The sequence below is a fragment of the Curtobacterium sp. 179-B 9B NHS genome, from assembly GCF_045370965.1.
Lineage (GTDB): Bacteria > Actinomycetota > Actinomycetes > Actinomycetales > Microbacteriaceae > Curtobacterium.
Map to the genome: position 1 here is coordinate 45,475 of NZ_JBIQDQ010000012.1, position 25,595 is coordinate 71,069.

General features: G+C 72.5%; 25 protein-coding genes. 12 read left to right on the plus strand and 13 right to left on the minus strand.

The window, feature by feature from the left end; genetic code table 11:
- Positions 1–83 precede the first annotated feature (83 nt).
- From ACH0A8_RS11310 to ACH0A8_RS11320, 3 genes are all read left to right on the plus strand, one after another.
- Positions 84–404, plus strand: a complete 321-nt coding sequence (locus ACH0A8_RS11310) for a chorismate mutase (protein ID WP_066652113.1) — start codon at positions 84–86, stop codon at positions 402–404.
- The gene (locus ACH0A8_RS11315; protein WP_406907224.1) at positions 401–1,528 is read left to right on the plus strand and encodes a lactonase family protein; all 1,128 of its coding nucleotides are present in this window, start codon (positions 401–403) and stop codon (positions 1,526–1,528) included. Before ACH0A8_RS11310 ends, ACH0A8_RS11315 begins: the two co-directional genes overlap by 4 nt.
- A gap of 71 nt (positions 1,529–1,599) precedes the next feature.
- Complete coding sequence (locus ACH0A8_RS11320; RefSeq protein ID WP_406907225.1) at positions 1,600–2,052, plus strand: GNAT family N-acetyltransferase; 453 nt, start codon at positions 1,600–1,602, stop codon at positions 2,050–2,052.
- Between the two features lie 12 nt (positions 2,053–2,064).
- On the opposite strand, the gene ACH0A8_RS11325 is transcribed toward ACH0A8_RS11320, so the two are convergent.
- From ACH0A8_RS11325 to purS, 4 genes are read right to left on the minus strand one after another with little or no spacing between them, the layout of a single operon-like run.
- Complete coding sequence (locus ACH0A8_RS11325; RefSeq protein ID WP_406907226.1) at positions 2,065–2,985, minus strand: 2-hydroxyacid dehydrogenase; 921 nt, start codon at positions 2,983–2,985, stop codon at positions 2,065–2,067.
- 25 nt (positions 2,986–3,010) lie between these two features.
- A complete protein-coding gene (purL, locus tag ACH0A8_RS11330) occupies positions 3,011–5,392 on the minus strand; it encodes a phosphoribosylformylglycinamidine synthase subunit PurL (RefSeq protein WP_326496517.1) in 2,382 nt (793 codons plus the stop codon).
- 47 nt (positions 5,393–5,439) lie between these two features.
- The gene (gene purQ, locus ACH0A8_RS11335) at positions 5,440–6,135 is read right to left on the minus strand and encodes a phosphoribosylformylglycinamidine synthase subunit PurQ (RefSeq protein ID WP_066657734.1); all 696 of its coding nucleotides are present in this window, start codon (positions 6,133–6,135) and stop codon (positions 5,440–5,442) included.
- A 5-nt stretch (positions 6,136–6,140) separates the two neighbouring features.
- Positions 6,141–6,392, minus strand: coding sequence for a phosphoribosylformylglycinamidine synthase subunit PurS (gene purS, locus ACH0A8_RS11340; RefSeq protein WP_066652126.1), 252 nt, complete (start codon positions 6,390–6,392; stop codon positions 6,141–6,143).
- Between the two features lie 146 nt (positions 6,393–6,538).
- Between purS and ACH0A8_RS11345 the strand changes: the two genes are divergently transcribed.
- The gene (locus ACH0A8_RS11345; RefSeq protein ID WP_066652130.1) at positions 6,539–7,147 is read left to right on the plus strand and encodes a PadR family transcriptional regulator; all 609 of its coding nucleotides are present in this window, start codon (positions 6,539–6,541) and stop codon (positions 7,145–7,147) included.
- Positions 7,144–8,688 (plus strand): DHA2 family efflux MFS transporter permease subunit, encoded by a 1,545-nt coding sequence (locus tag ACH0A8_RS11350; RefSeq protein WP_144411226.1) that lies wholly within the window; start codon positions 7,144–7,146, stop codon positions 8,686–8,688. The genes ACH0A8_RS11345 and ACH0A8_RS11350 overlap by 4 nt, the downstream gene beginning before the upstream one ends.
- A gap of 191 nt (positions 8,689–8,879) precedes the next feature.
- Here ACH0A8_RS11350 and ACH0A8_RS11355 read toward each other — a convergent pair whose 3' ends face one another.
- Entirely contained in the window at positions 8,880–9,701 is an 822-nt protein-coding gene (locus ACH0A8_RS11355) for a cytochrome c oxidase assembly protein (protein ID WP_406907227.1), read from the minus strand.
- A 156-nt stretch (positions 9,702–9,857) separates the two neighbouring features.
- A complete protein-coding gene (locus tag ACH0A8_RS11360) occupies positions 9,858–11,198 on the minus strand; it encodes an acyltransferase (protein WP_406907228.1) in 1,341 nt (446 codons plus the stop codon).
- Between the two features lie 265 nt (positions 11,199–11,463).
- On the opposite strand from ACH0A8_RS11360, the gene ACH0A8_RS11365 reads away from it, so the two are divergent.
- Complete coding sequence (locus ACH0A8_RS11365) at positions 11,464–11,907, plus strand: Fur family transcriptional regulator (protein WP_066652134.1); 444 nt, start codon at positions 11,464–11,466, stop codon at positions 11,905–11,907.
- Positions 11,908–12,023: 116 nt separating this feature from the next.
- Positions 12,024–13,547 carry a catalase gene (locus ACH0A8_RS11370; RefSeq protein WP_271826246.1) on the plus strand — a complete coding sequence of 508 codons (1,524 nt, stop codon included), beginning with the start codon at positions 12,024–12,026 and terminating at the stop codon, positions 13,545–13,547.
- A 196-nt stretch (positions 13,548–13,743) separates the two neighbouring features.
- Here ACH0A8_RS11370 and ACH0A8_RS11375 read toward each other — a convergent pair whose 3' ends face one another.
- The 3 genes from ACH0A8_RS11375 to ACH0A8_RS11385 all read right to left on the minus strand — a co-directional run bounded on the left by ACH0A8_RS11375 (position 13,744) and on the right by ACH0A8_RS11385 (position 16,162).
- A complete protein-coding gene (locus ACH0A8_RS11375) occupies positions 13,744–14,310 on the minus strand; it encodes a GNAT family N-acetyltransferase (RefSeq protein ID WP_209684035.1) in 567 nt (188 codons plus the stop codon).
- 134 nt (positions 14,311–14,444) lie between these two features.
- Entirely contained in the window at positions 14,445–15,317 is an 873-nt protein-coding gene (locus tag ACH0A8_RS11380) for a VOC family protein (RefSeq protein ID WP_400428185.1), read from the minus strand.
- A 53-nt stretch (positions 15,318–15,370) separates the two neighbouring features.
- Positions 15,371–16,162: an SDR family oxidoreductase gene (locus ACH0A8_RS11385; RefSeq protein WP_406907229.1), complete on the minus strand. Its 792-nt coding sequence runs from the start codon at positions 16,160–16,162 to the stop codon at positions 15,371–15,373.
- Between the two features lie 109 nt (positions 16,163–16,271).
- Between ACH0A8_RS11385 and ACH0A8_RS11390 the strand changes: the two genes are divergently transcribed.
- Complete coding sequence (locus tag ACH0A8_RS11390; RefSeq protein WP_209684029.1) at positions 16,272–16,796, plus strand: hypothetical protein; 525 nt, start codon at positions 16,272–16,274, stop codon at positions 16,794–16,796.
- Positions 16,793–17,422 (plus strand): signal peptidase I, encoded by a 630-nt coding sequence (gene lepB, locus ACH0A8_RS11395; protein WP_066652147.1) that lies wholly within the window; start codon positions 16,793–16,795, stop codon positions 17,420–17,422. Before ACH0A8_RS11390 ends, lepB begins: the two co-directional genes overlap by 4 nt.
- Before the next feature lie 126 nt (positions 17,423–17,548).
- Here the strand turns inward: lepB and ACH0A8_RS11400 are convergent, their stop codons facing one another.
- Positions 17,549–17,869: a hypothetical protein gene (locus ACH0A8_RS11400; protein ID WP_144411227.1), complete on the minus strand. Its 321-nt coding sequence runs from the start codon at positions 17,867–17,869 to the stop codon at positions 17,549–17,551.
- Positions 17,870–17,986: 117 nt separating this feature from the next.
- Between ACH0A8_RS11400 and ACH0A8_RS11405 the strand changes: the two genes are divergently transcribed.
- Positions 17,987–19,183: a PP2C family protein-serine/threonine phosphatase gene (locus tag ACH0A8_RS11405; RefSeq protein ID WP_144411228.1), complete on the plus strand. Its 1,197-nt coding sequence runs from the start codon at positions 17,987–17,989 to the stop codon at positions 19,181–19,183.
- Between the two features lie 251 nt (positions 19,184–19,434).
- On the opposite strand, the gene ACH0A8_RS11410 is transcribed toward ACH0A8_RS11405, so the two are convergent.
- Together ACH0A8_RS11410 and purD are read right to left on the minus strand one after the other, a co-directional pair.
- The gene (locus ACH0A8_RS11410; protein WP_406907230.1) at positions 19,435–20,295 is read right to left on the minus strand and encodes a phosphoribosylaminoimidazolesuccinocarboxamide synthase; all 861 of its coding nucleotides are present in this window, start codon (positions 20,293–20,295) and stop codon (positions 19,435–19,437) included.
- Positions 20,296–20,300: 5 nt separating this feature from the next.
- A complete protein-coding gene (purD, locus tag ACH0A8_RS11415; protein ID WP_209684027.1) occupies positions 20,301–21,569 on the minus strand; it encodes a phosphoribosylamine--glycine ligase in 1,269 nt (422 codons plus the stop codon).
- Positions 21,570–21,626: 57 nt separating this feature from the next.
- Here purD and ACH0A8_RS11420 point away from each other — a divergent pair, with 57 nt between their 5' ends.
- Positions 21,627–21,989 (plus strand): sterol carrier family protein, encoded by a 363-nt coding sequence (locus ACH0A8_RS11420; protein ID WP_066657743.1) that lies wholly within the window; start codon positions 21,627–21,629, stop codon positions 21,987–21,989.
- 345 nt (positions 21,990–22,334) lie between these two features.
- Here the strand turns inward: ACH0A8_RS11420 and ACH0A8_RS11425 are convergent, their stop codons facing one another.
- Entirely contained in the window at positions 22,335–24,926 is a 2,592-nt protein-coding gene (locus ACH0A8_RS11425; protein WP_406907231.1) for a LuxR C-terminal-related transcriptional regulator, read from the minus strand.
- A 202-nt stretch (positions 24,927–25,128) separates the two neighbouring features.
- Between ACH0A8_RS11425 and ACH0A8_RS11430 the strand changes: the two genes are divergently transcribed.
- Positions 25,129–25,557, plus strand: a complete 429-nt coding sequence (locus tag ACH0A8_RS11430) for a hypothetical protein (RefSeq protein WP_209684023.1) — start codon at positions 25,129–25,131, stop codon at positions 25,555–25,557.
- The last annotated feature ends 38 nt before the right edge of the window (positions 25,558–25,595 follow it).

The following is a 25,595-nucleotide window of genomic DNA, read 5'->3' on the forward strand; positions in this document are numbered from 1 at the left end:
CCATTCTCGCAGCCCCGGAGCAGTGCTCGTGTCCGCTCGTCACACCAGCCCGCTCGGCGGAGGCCCGCCGGTAGGCTGCGGCCATGAGTGCCGACGAGTCCACACCCGTCCACGACGATGCGGTCGCCGAGCTGGCGAGCATCCGGCAGAGCATCGACAACATCGACGCCGCCGTGATCCACATGCTCGCCGAGCGCTTCAAGTACACCCAGCGGGTCGGTTACCTGAAGGCCGAGGCGGGCATGCCGGCCGCCGACCCGGGGCGGGAGCAGGTGCAGGTCGCGCGGCTCCGACAGCTGGCCGCCGAGTCGCACCTCGACCCCGCCTTCGCGGAGAAGTTCCTGAACTTCATCGTCGCCGAGGTCATCCACCACCACGAGCGCATCGCCGGCGGCGAGCGGTGAGCGGGCCTGCTGCCGGGATCCCAGCCGACGGCTTCCCGCAGGATCTCGCCGACCTGCACCTGCTCGTCGGGTCGTACACGGCGACGGGTGGTGGAAACGCGACCGGCATCTCGGTCGTGCACGGGACCACCGCCTCCACCGTCGCCGTGATGGACGACCCCTCGTTCCTCGCGCTCTCCGGCGACCGGGTCTACGCCGTGTCCGAGACCGCGGACGGTCGCGTCTCCGCCTTCCGGTACGCCGGTGGTGCGCTCGAGCACCGGTGGGATGCCGATGCCGGTGGTGACGCGCCCTGCCACGCGCGGGTCGACCCCTCCGGTGCGCTCGTCGTCACGAACTACGTCTCCGGCACCGTGACGGCCGTGTCGCTCGAGGCCGCTGAGTCGCACGCCGCCTCGGTGACCGCGAGCGACGGTGTCGTCGGGACCCACGGCAGCGCGGACCGGGTCGTCGTCCCCGAGTCGGCGCTCGTCACCGGCGTGCTGCCCGACGTCGAGGGGCCCGTCGAGGACCGGCAGGAGGGGCCGCACGCCCACCAGTCGATCGCGACGCCCGACGGCACCGTGCTCGTCGCGGACCTCGGCGGCGACGCACTCCACGAGTTCCGAGTGACGGCGGAGCCTGCGATCGAGCTCGTGCGCGTGCACCACCTCGGGCCCGGGGTCGGGCCGCGGCACATGGCGTGGCTCGGGGCCGGGGCCGACGCGGACCTCGTCGTCGCGGGTGAGCTCGACGGACGCGTGTACCGCCTGCGCCGCGACGACTCCGGGACGCTGCGGCCGATCGCGTCGGTGCCGGCGTTCGAGGGCGAGGTGGGGGAGTCGCTCCTCAGCCACGTCGAGGTCGACCGGGCCGGACGGGTCGTCGTCGCGGTCCGAGGCCGGGACCTGATCGTGGTGCTCGACACCGCGGACGACGGGCTGACCGTCGTCGGGTCGGCGTCGTGCGGCGGCGTCTGGCCGCGGCACTTCGCGCAGGTGCCCGGGTACCTGCTGGTGGCCAACCAGATGTCCGACGCGATCGCCGTGCTGCCCGTGGGGTCGGACGGGGTGCCGGGCGAGACCGTGGCGCAGATCGCCGTCGGGTCGCCCGCGTGCATCGTGCCGGTGCCGGCCAGGTCGTGACCGAGGTCGGGGCCGGGGCCGGGGCCGGCGCTGGGGCCGGGGCCGGGGATGGTGCTGGCGCTGGGGTGCCCGTGCCCGTGCCCGTGGCCGGGGCCGGTGCGTCGGGCGTGCTCGCCGACGGGTACCGCCTGGTGGTCGGGCCGCCGCCGCTGGACGACTACCTGCGCCTGCGGCAGGACTCCGGTCTGTCGCCGAAGGACGCTGCGCAGGGTGCCGGGGCGATCGCGGGGAGCTGGTCGGCCGTGCACGTCGTCGACACCGACGGGGTCCCCGTCGCCATGGGCCGCACGATCGGGGACGGCGGGTGGTACTTCCACATCGCCGACATCGCCACCGATCCGGACCACCAGCGCCGGGGGCTCGGGAGGGTCGTCGTCGAGTGGCTCGTGGCGGACATCCGGTCCCGCGCGCCGGAAGGCGCCTACATCACGCTCGTCGGGGACCCGCCCGGTCAGCGGCTCTACCGTTCGCTCGGGTTCGAGGACGTCGCGCCGAGCCTCGGGATGGCGCTGCCGCTGCGCTGAGGGAGCCGGGCGTCAGCCGTGGACGACGTTGGCGAAGGGCCGGCCCGCTGCCAGCGCGGACACCTGGCGTCGCACGAGCTCGAGGGTCCGCGGCACGCTGAGGTCCGTGTTCCCACCGACGTGGGGCGTCAGCACCGTGTTCGGCGTCGTCCAGAGCCGGTGCCCGGCCGGGAGCGGCTCCGGGTCGGTCACGTCGAGCGCTGCCGACAGCCGCCCGCGCTGGAGCTCCGCCACCAGGGCATCGGTGTCGACGACCCGTCCGCGGGCGACGTTCACCACGAGGGCGCCGTCGGGCAGCGCAGCGAGCAGGTCTCGGTCGACGAGGTGTTCGGTCTCGTCGGTCAGCGGGGTGATGAGCACGAGGACGTCCGTCCGGGCCGCGAGCTCCGGGAGCTCCCCGAACGCGTGCACGTGCCGACCGTCCTGCTCCCGTGCAGTGCGCGCCACGACGGTGACGTCGCACCGCATCGCCTCGAACCGCGTGGCGATCGCAGCGCCGATCGCCCCGTGGCCGACCACCGTGACCCGACGATCGGCGAGCGAGCGGGTGGTGCGGACGTCCCACACCCCTGCGGCGCGGTCGGCCTGGAACGCGTGGATCTCGCGGAGCGAGGTCAGCGCCAGACCGACCGCGAGCTCGGCCGTCTCGTCGTCGTGGATGCCGCGGCCGTTCGCGACCTGCGCGTGTGCCGGGGCGTGCGGCAGCGCGTGCTCGTACCCGGCACTCGGCAGCTGCAGGAGTCGCAGGTTCGGCAGGTCGTGCACGAACTGCCACCGGTGACGACCCGCGAAGTAGAACGGCAGCAGCGTGAGCGCGACGTCCTCGGGGCGGTCGTACGGGCCTTCGACGTCCCACACGTCGAGCTCGACGCCGTCCGGCACGGGGCCGAACCGGTCGACGAGCTCGACGAAGGGCAGGGTGACGATCGGCATGCGGTCGCGGTGCTCCTGGTCGCCGTCAGCTGTCGGTGCGCGGCGAGAACGAACCGTGGTCGTCGAGCGGCCCGCGCCCGACGTAGCCCTCGGTGACGTCCTCGACGATCACGTCGCCGAAGCGCGCCGGCAGCGTCGCGCCGTGCGTGCCCCGCAGCTCGTCGATCGACGCCTCGAACGCGCCCTGCACCTCGAGCGTGCCGGAGGAGGCGTCCGTCACACCGATGCGCAGCACCGGGAAGCCGCGACCCTCGCACAGCCCGCGGAACCGCACGTCGTCCTCGCGGCGCACGGTCACGATGACGCGACCCGTCGACTCCGAGAACAGCGCGGTCGCCGTGTCGACGCCGTCGCGCTCCTCGAGCTCGTCGAGCACCACGCGTGCGCCGATCCCGAAGCGCAGGACCGACTCGGCGAGGGACTGGCCGAGGCCGCCGTCCGCCAGGTCGTGGGCGCTCGTGAGCAGCTGCTCGCCGGATGCCGCGTGCAGCAGGTCCGCCAGGGCCTTCTCGCGGTCGAGGTCCACCGCCGGCGGGCGACCACCGAGGTGCCCGTGGACGGTGCCGGCCCACGCCGAGCCGTCGAGCTCGAGGCTCGTCGTGCCGAGCAGGTACACGTTGTGGCCGTCGTCCTGCCAGCCCGAGGGCACGCGCAGGGCGACGTCGTCGATGATGCCGAGCACACCGACGACGGGCGTCGGGTGGATCGGGGTCGTGCCGGTCTGGTTGTAGAACGACACGTTGCCGCCGGTGACCGGGATCCCGAGCTCCATGCAGCCGTCCGCCAGGCCCTCGACGGCCTCGGAGAACTGCCACATGACCTCGGGGTTCTCCGGCGAGCCGAAGTTCAGGCAGTCGGTGACCGCGGCGGGGACGGCGCCGGTGACGGCGACGTTCCGGTACGCCTCGGCCAGCGCCAGGCGCGCGCCCTGCTTCGGGTCGAGCTGGCAGTAGCGGCCGTTGGCGTCGGTCGCGACGGTGACGCCGAGCCCCGTCTCCTCGTCGACGCGGATCATGCCGCCGTCGTCGGGGAAGGACAGCGCGGTGTTGCCGAGCACGTAGGTGTCGTACTGGTTCGTCACCCAGTTCTTCGACGCGAGGTTCGGCGAGCCGAGCAGCTGCAGGAACTGCGCCTTGAGGGCCGGACCGTCGGTCGGACGCTCGAGCGAGGCGGCGGTGTCGGCCTGCAGCGCATCGATCCACGACGGGTAGGCGACCGGGCGGTCGTACACCGGACCGTCGACGGCGACCGTGCGCGGGTCGACGTTCACGATCTCCTGGCCCTGCCAGTCGATGACGAGACGGCCGGTGCCGGTGACCTCGCCCAGGACGCTCGTCTCGACCTCCCACTTGCCGACGACCGCGAGGAACGCGTCGAGCTTGTCCGGGCGGACGACCGCCATCATGCGCTCCTGGCTCTCGGACATGAGGATCTCCTCGGCCGTGAGCGTGGGGTCGCGCAGCAGGACGTCGTCGAGCGAGATGTGCATGCCACCGTCGCCGTTCGAGGCGAGCTCGCTCGTCGCGCAGGAGATGCCAGCGGCACCGAGGTCCTGGATGCCCTCGACCAGTTCCTCGCGGAACAGCTCGAGGCAGCACTCGATGAGGACCTTCTCGGCGAAGGGGTCGCCGACCTGCACCGCCGGGCGCTTGGTCGGGCCGCCCTCGGTGAAGGTGTCGGACGCCAGGATCGACGCGCCGCCGATGCCGTCGCCACCCGTGCGGGCACCGAAGAGCACGACCTTGTTGCCGGCACCGGAGGCGTTCGCGAGGTGCAGGTCCTCGTGCCGCAGGACACCGACCGCGAGCGCGTTGACGAGCGGGTTGCCCTGGTACACCGGGTCGAAGTAGGTCTCGCCGCCGATGTTCGGCAGGCCGAGGCAGTTGCCGTAGAACGAGATGCCGCCGACGACGCCGTGCACGACGCGCGCCGTGTCCTCGTGGTCGATCGCACCGAAGCGCAGCTGGTCCATCACGGCGACCGGGCGCGCGCCCATCGAGATGATGTCGCGGACGATGCCACCGACGCCGGTCGCGGCGCCCTGGTAGGGCTCGACGTACGACGGGTGGTTGTGCGACTCGACCTTGAAGGTCACCGCCCAACCGTTACCCACGTCGACGACACCGGCGTTCTCGCCCATGCCGACCATCAGGTTCTTCGTCATCTCCGGCGTGACCTTCTTGCCGAACTGACGGAGGTAGTTCTTCGACGACTTGTACGAGCAGTGCTCGGACCACATCACCGAGTACATGGCGAGCTCGCCCGAGGTGGGGCGGCGGCCGAGGATCTCGCGGATCTTCGCGTACTCGTCGGCCTTGAGCCCGAGTGCCTCGTACGGCTGCTCCTTGTCGGGGGTGGCGGCGGCGTCCTGGACGGTGTCGGGCTTCGGGCGAACGTGGGTCGTCACGGTGTTGTCGTTCCCTGTCACTGGAGTCGTGTTCGTCGGAGTCGTCGTCACTTGACGAGCGTCGACTCGATCACGGAGGTGAAGAAGGTGAGGCCGTCCGTGCCGGAGGCCATCGCCGCGGGGGTGTCCGGGCCGAACCCGGGCTCCGTCGCGTGCTCGGGGTGCGGCATGAGCCCGACGACGTTGCCGCGCTCGTTCGAGACGCCCGCGATGTCGTCGATCGACCCGTTCGGGTTCACCCCGACGTAGCGGAACACGACCTGGCCGTTGTCCTCGATGCGCTTGATCTCGTCGGCGTCGGCGACGAACCGGCCGTCGGCGTTCTTCAGCGGGATCGTGATCTCCTGCCCGGCGCTGAACCCGGAGGTCCAGGCGGTGCCGGCGGTCTCGACGCGGAGCTTCTGGTCGCGGCGGATGAACTGCTGGTGCGCGTTGCGGGTGTGGGCGCCGGGCACGAGGCGGGCCTCGGCGAGCATCTGGAACCCGTTGCAGATGCCGAGCACGGGCATGCCCTTGCCTGCGGCGTCGATGACCTCGGCCATGATCGGGGCCTTCGCCGCGATGGCGCCGGCACGCAGGTAGTCGCCGTACGAGAACCCACCGGGGAGCACGATCGCGTCGACCCCCTGCAGGTCGTGGTCGCCGTGCCAGAGCGCGACGGGGTCGGCTCCTGCGAGGCGGACCGCGCGCTGGGCGTCGCGGTCGTCGAGCGAGCCCGGGAACGTGATGACGCCGATGCGCATCCGCGTCACGCGTCCTGCACGGTGACGGAGACGACGTCCTCGATCACGGCGTTCGAGAAGACGTCGGCCGCGATGTCGCGGACCTCGGCCAGCTTCGCGTCGTCGACCGGGCCGTCGACGGCGATCTCGAAGCGCTTGCCGATGCGGACGTCGGTCAGGTCGGCCTTGCCGAGACGGGCGAGGGCGTTGCCCACCGCCTTGCCCTGGGGGTCGAGGATCTCTGCCTTGGGCATGACCTCGACGACGATGGTTGGCACGTGTTCACTCCAGCGCTTGGGTGGGTTGGGTGGGACGGCATCAGTCTACGGGCCGCGCGCGCCGCGCCGGGCCGCTTGTGGAGAAGTCGTCCAAGGCGTATGTTCCAAGTCGAATAATCGCTCGCGAACATGGTCTGGAGGCACGGATGGCGTCGCTCACGCCCCTCGCGTTCGCCGCGCTCGGCCTGCTCGCCGAGGCGCCCATGCACCCGTACGAGATGTTCCAGACGATGCTCCACCGGCACGAGGACCAGAACGTCAAGGTCCGGCCGAGCACGCTGTACCACCAGATCGGACGCCTCGTGGACCTCGGGTACGCCGAGGCGCTCGGGACCGCGCGCGAGGGCAACCGGCCCGAGCGCACCACCTACGCCATCACCGACCACGGCCGCGCGGAGCTCGACGCCGGACTCCGGCGCATGATCGCGGAGCCCGCCGACGAGTACCCCGAGTTCCAGCTCGCGGTGTCCCACGTCGACAACCTGACCGCCACCGACGCGGTGACCGCGATGCGCGCACGTGCTGCCGCACTCCGCGCGGAACGTGCCGGGTACGACGAAGCCGCAACGGGCCTCCAGGCCAAGCAGCTCGCCGAGCGCTACTGGCTCGACGTGTCGTACGTGCGTGGCATGCTCACCGCGCAGATCGAGTGGCTCACCGCCACCGCCGACCGGATCGCGAGCGGCGACATCCCCTGGGACGGCCCCGCCGTCCCCGACCCAGCACCACAGAAGGACCAGGACACCACTCGATGACCTCCACAACGTCCGCCGACCTGCAGCACGGGAAGAAGCCGTGGCCCGCGCTGTGGGCACTCGTCGTCGGCTTCTTCATGATCCTCGTCGACTCGACCATCGTGTCGGTCGCGACGCCCACGATCGCGCAGGCGCTCGACGCCGACATCAACGCCGTCATCTGGGTGACGAGCGCCTACCTGCTCGCGTACGCGGTGCCGCTGCTCATCACCGGGCGCCTCGGCGACCGGTTCGGCCCGAAGGTGCTGTACCAGGCGGGTCTCGTGGTGTTCACCCTCGCGAGCCTGTGGTGCGGCCTCGCCGGATCGATCGAGGTGCTCATCCTCGCCCGCGTCGTGCAGGGCCTCGGTGCCGCGATGATGACCCCGCAGACGATGGCGGTCATCACGCGCATCTTCCCGCCGCAGAACCGCGGTGCGGCCATGGGGCTGTGGGGCGCCGTCGCCGGCGTCGCATCGCTCGTCGGCCCGATCGTCGGTGGGTTGCTCGTCGACGGCCTCGGCTGGGAGTGGATCTTCTTCGTGAACGTCCCCGTCGGCGTCGTCGCGTTCGTGCTCGCGCAGCGCTTCGTCCCCCGCTTCGAGCGGCACGGACACCGCTTCGACTACCTGGGCATCGTGCTCAGCGCCGCTGGCATGTTCCTGCTCGTCTTCGGCATCCAGGAGGGCGAGACCTACGACTGGGGCACCATCACGGGCCCGATCTCGGTCTGGTCGCTGATCATCACCGGCATCGTCGTGCTCGCCGCCTTCGTGGTGTGGCAGGGCGTGCAGAAGGGCGAGCCGCTGCTGCCGCTCGGCCTGTTCAAGGACCGCAACTTCACGCTCGCCAACATCGCCATCACGGCCGTCGGCGTCGCGATCTCGTCGTTCGCGCTGCCGATCATGCTCTGGGCACAGGACGTCCTGCGCTTCTCGCCGACCCAGGCCGCCCTGCTGCTCGTGCCGCAGGCCGTCCTGTCCGCCGCGCTCGCACCGCTCGTCGGCAAGAACCTCAACAAGTGGAACCCGCGGTGGGTCGGCTCGTTCGGCCTCGCGTGCTTCTCCGGCGGGCTGTTCTGGTTCGGCGCCCTGCTGTGGTCGGGTGCGGGCTGGGGCTGGACGCTGCTGCCGAGCGCGCTCCTCGGGCTCGCGAACGCCTGCATGTGGGGTCCGCTCTCGGTCTCGGCGACGCGCAACCTGCCGCCGGCGCTCGCGGGTGCCGGGTCGGGCGTCTACAACACCACGCGGCAGATCGGTGCGGTGCTCGGTTCGGCCGGCATCGCGGCGCTGATCGAGGCGCGCATCACGGCGAACTTCCCGTCCGGGTCGGGCACGGGCTCGGGCGGTGCGGAGCAGCAGGTCGGCGCGCTGCCGGAGTTCCTGCAGCAGCCGTTCGCCACGGCGATGGGGCAGTCGCTCGTGCTGCCGGCCGTGGTGCTCGTGGCGGCCATCGTCGCGGCGCTGTTCCTGGCGAAGCCGAAGCAGACGACGGCGTGGAAGCAGACCGGCGCGGTCGAGACGCAGCCCGGCGCGGCGGAGCCCGAGGCCGCGGCGCGCTGACGCTGCGGGGCAGTCGTCCGGGTCGTGCCGGTGTAGAACGACAAGACCGCTGTCGTACGACAGCGGTCTTGTCGTTCTTGCCGTCCAGAGCGGAAGAGCGTGGATCGGCGGGGACTGGTGCGACAGGATCGTCGTCGTACGACAGCCCATCTGTCGTACGACGGCGCCGCACGACCCCCCCCGGACCCAGCTCACCCCCGCCGCTGCAGGTGCGCCCGGGTCAGCTCGGCCATCTCCTCGTCGGACAGGGCGTCCACGGAGCGGGCCTCGCGGCGGTCCGTCCGCTGCCACCGCACGAACAGCATCACGAGCACCGGGACGTCGGCGACCTCGGCGATGAACCACAGCAGGTCACCCGCCAGGTGCTGGTCGCGCAGGGGGGACGGGAACCACGGCTGCCCCACGGCGTGCACGAGCGACCCGTCGAGCACGTGGTTCGACACCCGCAGCACGATGCCGGGGACCGCGTCGAGCAGCAGCTCCACGAAGGCGAGCAGGAACTCGACCGTCACGAACGTCGAACTCCGGAGGACCCCCGGCTCGGACAGCGGCCCGAGCACCGTGAAGCCGAGCACCGGCACGGACACGGTGATGAACGCGGCCCACACGCTCGACTCGCGCACGACCGCGGACAGCGGGGTGAGCAGCACCGCGAAGAGCACCAGCCCGACCACGGGGGCGACGATCGCGTTGCCGAGCACCCGGATCGGCCGGGAGTGCACCACGCGGTCGGCGACGGCGGACCAGTGCGCGGGTCCGCCCAGGCGCAGCAGGGACACGGGAGCGGCCAGGGCGGCGAAGGTCGGCACCGCGAAGAACAACAGGGCGAGCCGGAGCGTGAACGCCCACCGGAGCGTCTGGTCGTACCGCCCGACGATGCCGAACTGCAGCACGGCGAAGAGCAGCAGTGCGACCAGGAACGACGCGGTGCGCCAGGCGGACCACCGGGCCCCACGGCGTCGAGCGCCGACGAGCCACCAGCCGTAGGTCACCGCGGCGACCGCCAGCAGCACCGCAGCCAGGGGATCGACGTGCCAGGTGCTCCAGAACTCGGCGGGTTCGGGCGTGGGGTGCCTCCTGGTGTCGGGCCGGACGAGCCGGCTCCGTCATCCTCCGCCCGTCGGACCCCGCCGCAGCCGGGCCGATGCGCAGCGGCGGTGAGGATCGGCTCAGGTGCCCACTGGTCCCACGGCTGCCGAGGTTGTCCGGGCGGGCCGGGTCCGGCCGAGCAACCACACCCCGACCGGCACGGCGACCGCGCCGAGGACCGCGACGCCGAAGGACAGGTGCCACTGCATCACGACGAACGCCGGACCGATCGTGCACAGCGCTGCGACGGTCACCACGGGCCACCCCGCCCGGTCGGTCCCCGGCTGCAGTCGGGGGAGCGGGCGGTCCCACCGGCGCAGCGCCCTGGCCACACCGATCGCCGCGGCCAGCACGACGACGAGTGCGATCGGCCGCGTCGCCCACCACGGCACGGAACCCGGGTCGGGGAACGGGACGGCGAGCAACAGCGCGACGCCGTTGAGGGCGATGTACAGCGGCAGGTGCCAGAGGTAGATCGCCATGCCGTCACGACCGAGCACGAACACGGTCGCCTGCGCCGGCCGGGTCTGCATCAGTCGGGTGAGCGGTCGGTGCACGAGCTGCACGAGGCAGACCTGCGACACCGCGAGCACCGCCAGCGGCAGCATCGGCGGGTTGAGGTCCTGCAGCATGTCCGGCGCCCAGAGTCCGACGCTCGTCAGCGGGACGAGGAGGGCGTACCCGACCAGCGCGACGGCCGCGAGCAGCAGCCTCGAGCGGCGGGCGAACCAGCCGTCTGCCCAGAGGAACCCGAGCTGCTGCGCGAAGAGCCACACCGGGCCGAGGTTGAGGAGTCCGACCTCGGCGGTGCCGGTCGCGAAGCGGAGCGTGTCGACGGCCGTCGCGAGGACCAGCAGGACACCGAGCGTGCGGAACGGCGCCCGCGCGTGCAGGCGTGCCATCACCGGCACGCAGCACTGCGTGATGCCGTACGCGGCGAGGAACCAGAGCGGCGAGCCGATGCCGAACGCGACCTCGGCGAGCAGCTCCGCGGGGGTGCCGAGGGCCGTCGCGATCCCCAGGCCGAGTGCCAGCACCACGAACAGCGGCACCGCCGGGCGGTAGAGCCGCACGAGTCGCGTCGCCACGAAGTCCCGCGCGCCGCCGCCCCGAGCGAGCGTGCTGCGCCACCCGACCGCGCTCGCGAACCCGCCGACGGCGAAGAACAGCGGCATCACCTGGCCCGCCCACGTCGCGGGGACGTACCAGGCCGCCTCCTGCAGCGGGCTCGTGACACCGATGCCATCGGCCGACACGGCCACGCCGACCATCGTGACGTGCACGACGACGACGAGGACGACGCACGCCGTCCTGATGAGGTCGACGACCAGGTCCCGCTGCGCGATGATCCCCCGGACGTCCTGAGCGCTGCTGGCCGGCACGGAGTCGATCCGCGACGAAGGCCCCTGCTTCGTGGACATGCCGTGACGCTAGCGCCCGACCGGCTGGATCAGCATCGTCCCAGCGGATCGCGACCGGATCGTGACACATCGCATGCCAGCAGCGGCATACATCGTCCTGAGAGTCGCGCGCGGAGTCGCCGTGGGGGAGGGGGGGTCACACCGCCGCTGCGGACGGGCACGGCCGGATGGCGCGCCGACACGCGCAGCACGCCGCCCCCTGGGCCCCGAGCCCACGACCGTGTACGGTGGAGCTTGTCTTGACCGATGCAAGAGAAAGAAGTTGATGGACGCCGACGCCGACCTGCTCCGGGCTGCCGGCCTGCGGGTGACGACGCCCCGGCTGGCCGTCCTGCGTGCCTCGGGATCGATGCCGCACGCGACCGCGGACGACATCCTCACCGCGGTCTCGGTCGAGCTGCCGACGACGAGCCACCAGGCCGTCTACGGGGTGCTGGGCGCCCTGACCGGCGCAGGACTCGTCCGGCGCATCGAGCCCGCGGGCAGTCCGGCGCGGTACGAGCGGCGCACCGGGGACAACCACCACCACATCGTCTGCACGATGTGCGGCGCGGTCGAGGACGTCGACTGCGCCGTCGGCCACGCCCCCTGCCTCACGCCGTCGGAAACGCACGGCTTCGCCGTCACGACGGCCGAGGTCACGTACTGGGGCATCTGCGAACGCTGCGCAGCGGCGGAACGCGACGACGCCCAGGTCGTCACGGCCTGACGCCGGCGGGACGTCCGGAGTCGGACGAGACCGCCCGGCGCGACACCGACGTGACGCGCCCCACGAGCAACCCGAACCATCCTGACCGAACCAACCGTTCCACCTGAGGAGGAACCGTGTCCGACCAGAACACGACCGGCCCCGCCGGCACCCCCACCACGACGACCAACTCCGGCGCCCCCGTCTCGAGCGACCAGCACTCCATGGGTGTCGGCGCCGACGGCCCCCTCGCCCTGCACGACCACTACCTTGTCGAGAAGCTCGCCCAGTTCAACCGCGAGCGCGTCCCGGAGCGTGTCGTCCACGCGAAGGGCGGCGGTGCGTTCGGTACCTTCACCGTCACGCACGACGTGTCGCAGTACACCCGTGCCGCGTTCCTGCAGCCGGGCAAGCAGACCGAGATGCTCGCCCGCTTCTCGAGCGTCGCCGGTGAGCAGGGCTCCCCGGACACCTGGCGCGACCCCCGCGGCTTCGCGCTGAAGTTCTACACCGAAGAGGGCAACTACGACCTCGTCGGCAACAACACCCCGGTGTTCTTCATCCGCGACGGCATCAAGTTCCCCGACTTCATCCGCTCGCAGAAGCGCCTGCCGGGCAGCCACCTCCGCAACCACGACATGCAGTGGGACTTCTGGACCCTCTCCCCGGAGTCGGCCCACCAGGTCACGTGGCTCATGGGTGACCGCGGCCTGCCGTCGTCGTGGCGCCACATGGACGGCTTCAGCTCGCACACCTACCAGTGGATCAACGCCGAGGGCGAGCGCTTCTGGGTGAAGTACCACTTCGAGACGCAGCAGGGCCACAAGACCCTGACGCAGGAGGACGCCGACCGCATCGCCGGTGAGGACGCCGACTTCCACATCCGCGACCTGTACGAGGCGATCGAGCGCCAGGACTTCCCGAAGTGGGTCCTCAAGGTGCAGGTCATGCCGTACGCGGACGCCGAGGGCTACCGCTTCAACCCGTTCGACCTGACGAAGGTGTGGCCGCACGCGGACTACCCGCTCATCGAGGTCGGCACGATGGAGCTGAACCGCAACCCGGAGAACTACTTCGCGCAGATCGAGCAGGCCGCGTTCGCGCCGTCGAACTTCGTCCCCGGCATCGCGGCGAGCCCCGACAAGATGCTCCTCGCGCGCATCTTCAGCTACGCGGACGCCCAGCGCTACCGCGTCGGCACGAACCACGCGCAGCTGCCGGTGAACGCCCCGAAGAACGAGGTCCACTCGTACTCGAAGGACGGCGCCATGCGCTTCGACTTCCAGAAGGCGGAGGTGCCGGTGTACGCGCCGAACACCCAGGGTGGAGCGCACGCCGACCCGACCGCGACGGACGACGTCCCGGGCTGGGAGTCCGACGGCGCGCTGCAGCGCTCCGCGGCGACCCTGCACGCGGAGGACGACGACTTCGGCCAGGCCGGCACGCTCTACCGTGAGGTCCTCGACGACGCCGCGCGTGAGCGCCTGGTCGGCAACATCGCCGGCCACGTCTCGAAGGTGACGCGCGACGACCTGCGCGAGCGCGTGTTCGCCTACTGGACCAGCGTCGACGCCGACCTGGGGGCGCGCGTGCGCGCCGCGGTCGCGCCGAGCGCGCCCGGTTCGAACGAGGACCCGGAGAAGGTCGCGGTCGAGGCGTAGTCGCCACCACCTGACGGACGGGAGGCCCGGTACCAGCTGGTACCGGGCCTCCCGTCCGTCGTGTTGTCGCTCCTGGACCTGCTGTCCGTTGCGCATGACCTCGCCCGGCTGGTGGCGGGGCCCGGTCCTCGTTCCTAGACCTGCTGTCCGTTCAGCATGGTCTCGCCCGGCTGGTGGCGGGGCCCGGTCCTCGTTCCTAGACCTGCTGTCCGTTGAGCATGATCTCGCCCGTCGGCCAGTCCTCCAGCTGCGCCTCGACCGGCAGGACCATCCAGCCGCCCTGCTCGGTCTCGTTCACACCGACCCCGTCGGCCGTGAAGGCCGAGAACGTGCCGACGGCGCCGTCGACCTCGTGCCAGCCCATGTGCGCGTAGAAGGGGATGCGGTCCTCGCCGGCGCCGAGGAAGCCGTAGGGCACGCGGAGTCCCTCGAGGACGGCGCGGGTGCGGACGAGGAGTTCGCGGCCGACCCCGCTGCCCTGCAGCCTCGGCGAGACGGCGACGATGCCGGTGTCGCCGACCAGGACGTCCTGCCCACCGACCGTGACGAACATCCGACGGATCCCGACGTGCGCGAGCACCGTGCCGTCCTCGCCCCAGCCGACCACGCGGCGCTCGGGCTGCATGCCGGCGTAGTCGCGGCCGCCCACGTACCAGTGCGACCAGCTCGGGAACGCCTGCCCGAGCATCGCTGCGATCGCCTCGTGGTCGGGGAGCGACAGTGCGCTCTCCTCGACCACCTCCCACCGGATGTCTTCGCTCACGCGTCCATCCTGCCGGGTCCACCTGCGCATCGGTGCGGCCCGAGGCTCGGCCAGGCGGACATGTTCGCGTGTGCTCGACCACGAACGTGTCCGCGGAGCCGAGCCTCGGCGCAGACCGCCCGCGCGCGAGCCGCTCAGCCGCGACCGGGCGCGGTCACCTCGATGCGGTTCGCCCACGGGTCCTCGAACGCCACGGTCCGACCGTCGTCCGCGGTCTGCACCCCGGTGTCGTGCATGCGGGACACGAGTGCGCCGAGGTCGTCGGCGCCCGGCACCTCGATCCGCACGAGCCCGAGCCCGAGTGCCTGCTGCCGGCGCCCGGCCCCGCGGGAGTTCCACGTGTTCATCGCCATGTGGTGGTGGTACCCGCCCGCGCTGACGAACAGCGCCTGGTCGCCCATCGCCGCGGTCGTCGCGAAGCCGAGCCGGTCGACGTAGAACGCCTTCGCGGTGGCGACGTCGCCCACGGACAGGTGCACGTGGCCGACCCGGCCTGGGCGCGTGCTGGCTGCTTCGAGCGCCGAGGAGGTCAGGTGTTCCTGCACGAAGGCGTTCGGGTCGACGTAGATGGTCGCCATGTCGACCATCCCGTGCGTCCACGACCACTCGGTGCGGTCGCGGTCCCAGTACAGCTCGACGCCGTTGCCCTCGGGGTCCTGGAAGTAGAACGCGTTGCTGACCAGGTGGTCGGCGCTGCCCGTGAAGGTCTGCGGGTACTTCGTCGCGACGGAGTACAGCGCTGCCGCCAGGTCGGCCTGCGTGTCGAACAGGATCGCGGTGTGGAAGAGCCCGGCCTCGTGCGGAGCGGCGTGCCGCATCGCGGGGGCGTGCTCGAGGACGACGATCGGCGTCGACCCACGACCGAGCACGGCGGTCCCGCCCGCGTTCGTCAGCACCGTCAGGCCGACGCCGTCGCGGTAGTAGGCGACCATCGTGTCGAGGTCGGCCACGCGGAGCGTGACGGCGCCCATCCCGGTGTCGGCTGCGAGCAGGTCCTGCGTGTGCATGCCCCCAGTGTGCGCCGAAATGGTTGACGCGTCAACCAAACCGCGACCACGGGCTACTTCGCGCTGAACCCGCCGTCCGTCTTGAGCAGCTGGCCGTTCACCCACCCGCCGTCCGGCCCGAGCAGGAACCCGACGAGCGCCGCGGTGTCGGTCGGCATCGACGGGCGCCCGAGCGGGGTCTGCGCGACGGCGGCCCGGCGGATCTCGTCGGTCATCCACCCGGTGTCGTTCGGGCCCGGGTTGACCAGGTTCGCACTCACCCGGACGTCGCCGAGCTCGAGGGCAGCCCCGACGATCAACCGGTCGAGTGCGCCCTTGCTCGTGCCGTACGGCAGGTTGAACCCGACGTGGTCGCTCGTCAGCGCGACGATGCGACGGCGGTCCTCCGGTGCGGCTGCACCCTCGCGGAGCCGCCGCGCGTACGCCTGCACGACGAGGAACGGCGCGCGCACGTTCACCGCCAGGTGTCGGTCGAACGACTCCACCGTCGTGGTCGCGAAGTCCGAGTCGACCGACTCGCAGTGCGACATCACCACTGCGGTCACCGGCACGCCGGCCTCTGCCTCGGCGCGGCCGACGAGCGCGGCCGCCTGCTCGGGGTCGGCCAGGTCGACCGGGAGGCGCGTCACCCGTGCCCCCGCACGCTCGGCCTCCGCGACCACCGCGTCCACCCCGTCGGGGTCGGCCGCGCCGTGCACGCGCGCGTCGTACGGCCCCCACCACGAGAGGGCGAGGTCCCAACCTTCGGCGGCGAGCCGCGTCGCGATCGCGGCGCCGATCCCGGCGCGGCGGCCGACGCCCGTCACCAGGGCGAGCGGTCTGCTGGTGAGCGGTCCCTGGGTCATGGGTCGTGCCTCCCGTCCGGGCGACGCGTCGGTGCGTCGCCCGACCAGGATGGCATCGCACACGGGATCCCGTCGGCGCGGCGCGGCGCGGCAGGGCCAGGATGGGAGCATGCCGCCCTCCCGCCGACCCGATCTGGCGACCTTCCCGGTCGACCGTCTGCGCGACCGCATGTCGTCGTACATCTACGGCAACATCACCGTGCTCGCGGTCGCGATCGCGGTGGGGCCGGAGCAGATCGAGCACGGGGCAGCGGTGCTCACGGTGCTCGCGACGGCGGTGCTGACGTACCTGGCGCACGTGCTGTCCCACCTCGTGGCGCACACCATCGGCGACACCGGTGACGACGCCGAGCACCGGGAGACGATCGGGGCGATCCTGCGCGACGCGAACCCGATCGCGACCTCCGGCCTCATCCCCGCGGTGCTCTACGCCGTCGCGTGGGCGGACTGGCTGCCGGCGCAGTGGGCGCAGACCGCGGCGATCGTCATCCTCGTCGTCCGCATCGGGATGGTCGGGGTGTTCCTGCAGCGGTTCAGCGGACGGCGTCCGACGTTCCTCGGGCTCTGGGGCGGCATCGTGCTCGCCGCGGTGGCCTTCGTGATCGGCCTGGTGAAGGTGGTGGTGACGCATTGAGCGAGCAGACCGACGAGTCCCGTGCCGGACGACCGGTACGGTCCGGGTGGCGCTTCGTCCGCGACCTGGCGGTCATCGTGGTCGTCGCGCTGCTGGCGTCCTTCCTGGTGAAGGCCTACCTGGTGCGGGCGTTCTCGATCCCGTCGGGCTCGATGGAGCGCACGCTGCTGATCGGGGACAACGTGCTGGTGAACGAGCTCGTGCCGGGCGTCGCGCCGCTCCGCCGGGGTGACGTCGTGGTCTTCCGCGACCCGGGCGACTGGCTGACCAGCGAGCAGGGCGACGACCTCATCAAGCGGGTGATCGGGCTGCCGGGCGACCGGGTGTCGTGCTGCGATGCCCAGGGACGACTGTCCGTGAACGGCCACGCGGTCGACGAGCCGTACGTGGTCCGGCCGTCCGACGTGGACCGTGTCTCGGCGGAGGACTTCGACGTCACCGTGCCCGCGGGGCGGATCTGGGTGATGGGCGACAACCGGTACGAGTCGGCCGACTCGCGCATCCACGGGACGGTGCCGACGGCCGACGTCGTGGGCCGGGCGTTCGTCGTGACCTGGCCGGTCACGCGGTGGAGCGTGCTCGGCCGGTACGGCGAGGAGTGGGACGCGGTGCCCGACCCGCGGTGAGGGACCCCGCGCAGCGCGGTGGACGGGCCTGCAGCCGGGTCGGCCGGACGCAGTGACCGGTCAGCAGCCGGGTCGTCCGGTCGCGGTGGCCGGTCAGCAGCCGGGTCGTCCGGACGCGGTGGCCGGTCAGCAGCCGGTCGTGCTGAGCGTGACCCGCGTGACGTCGTCGCCCGACACCGTCGTCCGGACGGAGCACAGGTCGCCGGCCCGCACCGTGACGTCGCCGAGCGGGACCCCGGCGAAGTCCGCGGTGCCTCCCGGGAACACCCGCTGGTGCTCGGACAGCTTGCCGGTCGCGGCGAAGACCTTCACCTCGTAGGGGCGATCCGCAGCGTTCGACGACACGGTCACCGAGATCTGCCCGGTCGAGTCGTGGGCGCCGCACCCCGTCAGCGAGAGCGCGGCGGCAGCGCCGAGGGCGAGCACGAGCGGAGCACGACGGATCATCGTGCCGAGGGTACGCGCGTCCGACGGAGGCGCGTGTCCGGCTGATCCGGTCGCGCGCTCCCGGGTCCACCGTTCTGGGGAGGGGCGCTCCCACGGCGGACCAGTAGCGTGGAGGGCATGCACCAGGGGACCTCACCGACCTCCGCCGGATCATCGCCCGACGCCGTCCGCCGCGCGGCCCTCGTCGCCGCGCTCGACGTCGTCGACGGCGGGCCCGAGGAACGCTTCGAGCGCATCACGCGGATCGCCCGCGAGGCGTTCGGTGTCTCGGGCTCCTTCCTCAACCTCGCCGGCACCGAGGTCCTCACCATCAAGTCGCAGCAGAGCGACGCCGTGTTCGGCCCGACCATCCCGCTCCGGGACACGTTCTGCGGCCGCACGCTCGACCAGGCCGGTCCGATCGTCGTACCGGATGCCCGCGCCGACGACCGGTACGCCGACATGCCGATGGTCGTCGAGGACCCCAACGTGCGCTTCTACGCCGGTGTGCCGCTCCGCGTCGGCGACGACCACGTCAAGGTCGGCACGCTCTGCCTGGTCGACCCGCAGCCCCGGACGCTGGAGCCCGACGACCTGGCGCTGCTCGAGGAGCTCGGCGTGTGGGCGGAGCGCGAGCTCGCGGCCGGCGCGGACGAGGACCGCCTCCGGAACGTCCTCGCCGGGCTGCAGCCCACGCCGGTCACGGTGCCGGGGTACCGGATCGGCGGCATGTCGGTCCCGCACGGGGTGGTCTCCGGCGACCTGCACGAGTGGCACCTCGCCGGTGACGCCCTGCACCTGACGGTCGCGGACGTGATGGGCAAGGGCATGTCCGCCGGGCTGCTGGCGGCGACGATCCGCGGAGCGCTCCTCGCGCGGCCGGACGAGGAGCCCGGGCGGGCGATCGCCGCCCTGGACGAGCAGGTCGCGCCGGACCTCGGCCGTGCCGAGTCGTTCGCCACCATGTTCCACGGCCGGCTCGATCCGACCAGCGGGCGGATGGACTTCGTCGACGCCGGGCACGGCCTCGTCCTGCAGATGCGTGCGGACGGCCGTGAACGGACGCTCCTGTCGAACGACCTGCCGATCGGCCTGCACCCGGCCGGGCTCACCCGGTCGTCGGGGTCGCTCGTGCTCGAGCAGGGTGACGTCCTCGTGCTCGTCAGCGACGGTGCGCTCGAACTCTGGGACTCGACGCTGCAGTCGCTGTCCCGGCTCGGGGCCCTGTGGCGCGAGGAGCCCGAGATCGACGCGTTCCTGGGTCGGGTCCGCGCCCGCGCGCTCGAGCACGACCCCGGTGACGACCTGACGGTCGTCGTGCTCGTCCGCGACTGAGCCACGGCGACCGGCGACCGGCGGTCGTCGGTCGTCGGTCGTCATGTGGTCGGACGGGAGGCGCGCGGCGGCCCCGCCACGCGCCTCCCGTCCGGCACCCGGTCACGTCGCGCTCCGCTGCGGACGACACACCCTGCTGTGGCGGGGCGCGACGTCCGTGCGAGGGCGCGACGTCCGTGCCGGGGCGCGATCCGTGATCGGCGGACGCGTGGCGGGACGCACCCGGCCGGGCCGCGACGCCGGCCCGGCGGTCAGGCGCCGAGGCGCTCGATGAGCTCCGCGTAGCGGGCGGCCGTGCGGTCCACGATCTCCGCCGGCAGCACCGGCGGGGTGCCCTGGCGGTCCCAGTTCGCGCTGAGCCAGTCGCGCACGATCTGCTTGTCGAACGAGTCCGTGCGGCTGCCGGAGCGGGCGTCCCAGTAGCGGCTGGAGTCGCTGGTCAGGACCTCGTCCGCGATCCGGATCGTGCCGTCGGTGTCGCGGCCGAACTCGAACTTCGTGTCGGCGATCACGACGTCGTGCTCGAGGGCGATCGCCGCCGCCTCGCCGTAGACGCGCAGCGACAGGTCGCGGAGGGCCTCGGCGTCCTCGCGCCCGACGAGCTCGACGGTCTGCTCGAAGGAGATGTTCTCGTCGTGCTCGCCCTGCGGCGCCTTGTAGGCCGGGGTGTAGATCGGCTCGGGCAGGCGGTCGCCCTCGGACAGCCCCGCGGGCAGGGGGACACCGCACACGCTCTGCGTCTCGCGGTACTCCGCCCAACCGCTGCCGACCAGGTACCCCCGGACGACGCACTCGACCGGGAACATGGCGAGCGGCAGCACGTGCATGGACCTGGCGGCCACGGACTCCGGCACCGGGGTCCCGCTGGCACCGGGGTCGACCAGGTGGTTCGGGACGTCCGCGATGCGGTCGAACCAGAAGCGCGACAGCCGTGTCAGGAGCTCGCCCTTGCCGGGGATCGGGGGTTCGAGTGCGAAGTCGTAGGCGCTGACCCGGTCCGAGGCGACGAGCAGCAGCTCCGACGCGCTCGCGACGTCGTCGACGCCCGCGGGCACGTAGAGCTCGCGGACCTTGCCCGACGAGACGTGCCGCCAGCCGGGCAGCTCGGACACGGCCGTCACCGTGCGACCTTCGCGGCGATGTCGGTGCGGTACTGCGCCCCCTGGAGCGCGATGTCGCCGAGTCCGGCGTAGGCGCGCTCCCGGGCCTGTGCGAAGTCGGTGCCCGTCGCGACGACGCTCAGCACCCGGCCGCCGGTGGCGACGAGGTCGTCGTCGAGCACGGCGGTCGCGGCGTGCGCCACGGACACGCCCTCGCGCGCCTCGGCAGCGTCGATGCCGGTGATGACCCGGCCGGTGTGCGGGTTCTCCGGGTAGCCCTCGCTCGCGAGCACCACCGTGACCGCGACGTCGGTGCTGAACGCCGGCTGCGGAGCCGACGCGAGCTGTCCGGTCGCGGCCGCCGTCAGCAGGGCGCTGAGCGGCGTGGTCAGGCGGGGGAGCACGACCTGGGTCTCCGGGTCGCCGAAGCGGGCGTTGAACTCGATGACGCGGACGCCCTGTTCGGTCACGATGAGCCCGCAGTAGAGCAGGCCGATGAACGGCGTCCCCTCGTGCTCGAGTCGACGGACGGTGGGGAGCGCCACGAGCTCGGTGACCTCGGCGACGAACGCCTGCTCGGACTCCCACCGCTCGGCGAGCCACGGGAGCGGGGAGTAGGCGCCCATGCCGCCGGTGTTCGGACCGGTGTCCCCGTCGCCCAGGCGCTTGTGGTCCTGTGCGGGGCTGAGCGCCCGGACGTCGTGCCCGTCGCTCAGGAAGAACAGCGAGACCTCTTCGCCGTCGAGGAACTCCTCGACCACCACGCGGCCGTGCTGCAGCCAGTACGTGGCGTGGTCGACGGCCGCCTGCCGGTCCTCGGTCACCAGGACGCCCTTGCCCGCGGCGAGCCCGTCGGCCTTGACCACGTACGGTGCCCCGAGCTCGTCGATCGCGGCCACGGCCTCGTCCACCGTGCCGGCGTACACGGGGCGTCCGGTCGGGACCCCGGCCTCGGACATGATGCGCTTCGCGAAGGCCTTCGAGCCCTCGAGCTGGGCGGCGGCACGGCTCGGGCCGAACACCGGGATGCCCCGGGTCCGGAGCGGGTCGGCGACCCCGGCGATCAACGGCGCCTCGGGCCCGACGACCACGAGCTCCACACCGTTCTCGATCGCGTACTCGGCGATCAGCTCGCCGTTCGTGGGGTCGAGCGACACGGTCTCGACGTCGGCGGCGATGCCGGCGTTGCCGGGGGCCACCGTGATGACGTGTCCGGCCCGCTCTGCGAGGAGGGCCGTGATGATCGCGTGCTCGCGGGCACCGGAACCGAGGACGAGGATTCGCACGCGGCAAGCCTACCGAGCGCGACACGCCGTCCGCGATGCGACGGCTAGCCTGTGGACATGCCGCCGAAGAGGATCGAGGACGCCGCAGGACGCTCCGCGCTCGCCGCCGTGCGCGCGGGTTCGACCGTCCGGTCGGACGTCGCGACCGCGGTCCGGTGGACCCTGCAGCGCCTGGCCGACGACGTCCCCGGCAACAGCGTCGAGGTCCGCGTCCCGCCCTTCGCCGCGGTGCAGGCGGTCCCCGGTCCACGGCACACGCGGGGGACCCCGCCGAACGTGGTGGAGACCGACGCCACGACCTGGCTGGCACTGGCGCTGGGCGAGCTGCGGTGGGACGAGGCCCTGGCGGCGTCGCGGGTCAGCGCGTCCGGCTCCCGGGCCGACCTGACGGCGTTCCTGCCGGTCCGCACCGCGGTCTGACGCCGGTCGCGCCGCTGCGTCGCGCGGCCGGGCGAACCGGCAGCCGGGGCGCTCGGCCGGGTCGTACAGCCTGGCTCACCGACTTAGGTAGGTCCTACCGATGTGACCGACAGGACCACCCGCGTAACGTCGAAGTCGCCGGGATTCGGACCCGACCCGAACGGGTCCGAACCCGGCGACAGGGTTCAAGGTACGCGACATGCTGCCTTCGTTGTCAACCGGTACGGCGAGTCGTGCTGCAAACCGCAACGATCGCGGTCCCATCGGGGACCTTTCCTGACCCTGCGTCAGCTTCCGAGGCGGTTCAGGACGCCGCAGGACGACCATCAGGACGCCGACGCGTGGTCAGCGGGCGCCGAGCAGCTCCACCAGCTCCGACCGCGCGTGCACGTCCCACTTCGCGAAGATCCGCGACATGTGCGCGTCGATCGTCCGCACGCTCAGGCTCAGCGTCTCCGCGATCCGCCGGTTGCTCAGGCCCTGCGCCGCGAGTTCCGCGACCTCGTACTCCCGGTTCGTCAGCGGTGGGCGGACCCGACCGGCGGACACGGCCATCCCGTGCGCGGCGAGGACCCCCTGCGCCGCCACGACCCGCGTCCGGTCGCCGGCGAGCTCGGCGTCCGCGTACTCGACGACCGCGCGGGCGAGGGGACCGTCGACGCGCGCTGCGGCTTCGCGCATGCGGGCGAGCGACGCGGTGGTGTCCCGCCCGGACGTCATGTCGTGCGTGTAGTGCTGCGTCACCGCGTACATCACGTGCAGCCACGACCCGTCACGGGTGCTGCGCTCGATGATCTCGTCCGCGTGTCGGAGTCCGGCCGGGTTGCCGAGCACCGTCTCGGTCCAGGCGATCGACACCGCCACCTGCTCACCGGTGATCCGCATCGCGCGGCCCGGCGTGGTGCGGGCGCGCTCGAGTGCCGCGGCCGCGCGCTCGGTGTCGCCGGCGTACGCGTACGCCATGGCCAGTCGTGCCCAGGGGTAGGCCGCGAACCCGCCGTGGTCGGCCACGTCGTAGCGCTCGCACGCCGCCGAGAACGCGGCGATCGCGTCGTCCCACCGTCGCTGGCCGATCGCGTGGTTGCCCAGGCCGATGAGCTCGAGCGTGAAGTCGTACTTCAGGAACGGGCTCCCGCGTCGGACCGGGATCTCGGTGACCAGGTCGGCCATGTCCCCGCGCCAGACCTGCACCTGGTGCAGCACCGAGACGTTCTCGCCGACGCCCCACGGGGCAGCTTCGACGTGCTCGACGGCGGTGGCGATCGCCCGACGCGCGAACGCGGCGGCCTCCTCGAGCCGGCCCTCGGTCGCGAGTGCCATGGTGACGCACGGCGCGAGGCACAGGAGCGACACGGGCACGGTCGGCTGCTGGAGGATGCGCGACCGCTCGATCTCCGCCCGGACCTCGGCGAACCGACCGCCCCAACCCAGGTGGGCCAGTCGGAGCAGCCGGACGTGCTCGGCCGTCTCCGGACCGACGAGGGGTGCGAGGGCCTCGGAGAGCGCCACGGCGGCGTCGACGTCGTCGTCGTGGAACTGCCGGATGTTCGCCAGGGTCTCGCACGCCTCGACCACGACGGCGTCGTCGATCTCGCCGGCGCGCTTCCTGGCGAGGTCCCACGCGGCCTCCGCGTCGGCGCGACCGGCCTCACGACCCGTGCTGTACGAGTGCGCGATGGACCGCAGGCAGAGGGCGGTGACCCGCTCGGTGGCCGTGAGCGCGGTGCGCAGTGCGGCCGAGGCCAGGGCGACGGCGCTCTCGTGCTCCTGCAGCCGGACGGCGACCTGGGTGGCGTCGATGAGCTGGCCGACCGACGGCAGCACTCCGCACTCGAGCGACCAGAGCGCGGCGCGGAGCCGGGCGGCGGGCGGCGCTCCCTCCGGCCGGGCGGTCCGGAAGGCGTTGGCGCGCGCGAACAGTGCCGTGCGCCGCGCGACCGGCACGAGGCCACGGACGACCTCGCCCACGAGCGGGTGGGACGACCGGACGATGCTCGTGCCGTCCTCGGCGGAGTCGACGGCGACCAGGCCCAGCGCGACGACCCGGTCGACATCGCCGCCGGACACCATCCCGAGCAGTCGGACGAGCGGGATCGGGTCGGCGAGCGCGACGATGTCGACGACGTCACGGAGGTCCTCGGGCAGCGCGCCGAGCTCGGTGCGGTACATGTCCGCCAGGCTGTTCGACGCGGTGACCCGGCCGCGCCAGTACCAGCCCGTCGCGGTCTGGTCGAGCGCCCCGGACGTCAGTGCCGCGCGGACGACCTCGCGCAGGTACAGCGGGTTGCCGGCGGTCGCCCGGTGCACGCGCTCGGTCGAGGCGGTCTCGAGCTGCGCGCCGAGTGCCTGTGCGACGACCTCGCCGGTCTCGTGCAGGTCGAGCGGGGTGAGGTCGATGCGCTCGAGCAGGTCGTCCTGCCACAGTGCGCGGAGCGGCTCCGACAGTGCGGTGAAGTCGCGGCACGTCAGCACGAGCCGCGCACCCTGGTCGCGGACGAGCCAGGCGACGTACCGAGCCGAGATGGCGTCGAGGTGGTCGGCGTCGTCGACGCGCAGCACGACGTCGCGGTCGGCCAGGTCGTCGGTCTCGCGCAGTCGGCGTGCGGCCGAGGCGTCGTCGACCAGGTCCGCCAGGGCCGCCGGCAGCTCACCGAAGCGGTCCGCCACGGCGCCGAACGGCATCGAGCGACCGGCTTCGACCGCGGTGATCGGCACGACGACCGTGCGACCGGTGGGGTCACGGCGGGCGACGCGGTCGGTGACGCGGGCGGCGGTGGAGGTCTTGCCGAGCCCCGGTGCGCCGACGATCGCGACGCTCCAGCGGTGCTCGGCGACGACGGAGACCGCGCGGTCCTCCTCGCGACGCTGCACGATCGGCCACGGGACGCGTCCGGGCGTGCGGGGGCGGCGACGCCCACGGACGGACTGTTCGCGCACCCCGTCACCTCCCGTTCCTGGTCGTCCGCCTGCTCCCCCCGGCTCACGGATCCCGTTCCCGGGCTCCGACATCGTCCTCGACCGGGTGGTCGGTGTCCGACGGACTGCGTTCCGTGGATACCGACCGGTAGGGACATCATGCCCTGGATCGGTCGACGCGCAACAGGCCGACGGACGTCCCACAGTGGGGGACAATGGTCGGGTGAGCGACACCGACCGACCCGAAGACCGCCCGGCAGCGCCGGCCGCGACGCCGGCTCCGAGCGCCGTCAGCTCGGCGGACGAGGTCACCATCCGCCGCGCGCCCAAGTTCGGCGTGTTCATCGTCGGCGGCGCGGTGCTCGGCTTCCTCGCGACCCTGCTGGTCGTGACGCTCACCATGGACATCGACCGCGGCGACCAGCAGGACGCCGACTTCGGCACGCTGGTCGGCTACTTCTCGCTCTGGGGTGTCACGATCGGCGCCTTCGTCGGGGCCGTCGTGGCGATCGTCCTCGACCGCGTGTTCGCCCGCCGCGCCGCCCGCCTGACGGCGGAGCGCGTCGAGGTCGAGCCGGCCGAGGAGACCGTCGACGGCGAGGTCGAGGAGCACGGTGACGCGGGCGGACCCGCGGGACGCACCGACCGCTGACGGTCTGCACCGCACGACGGACGGGAGGCTCCCCACCA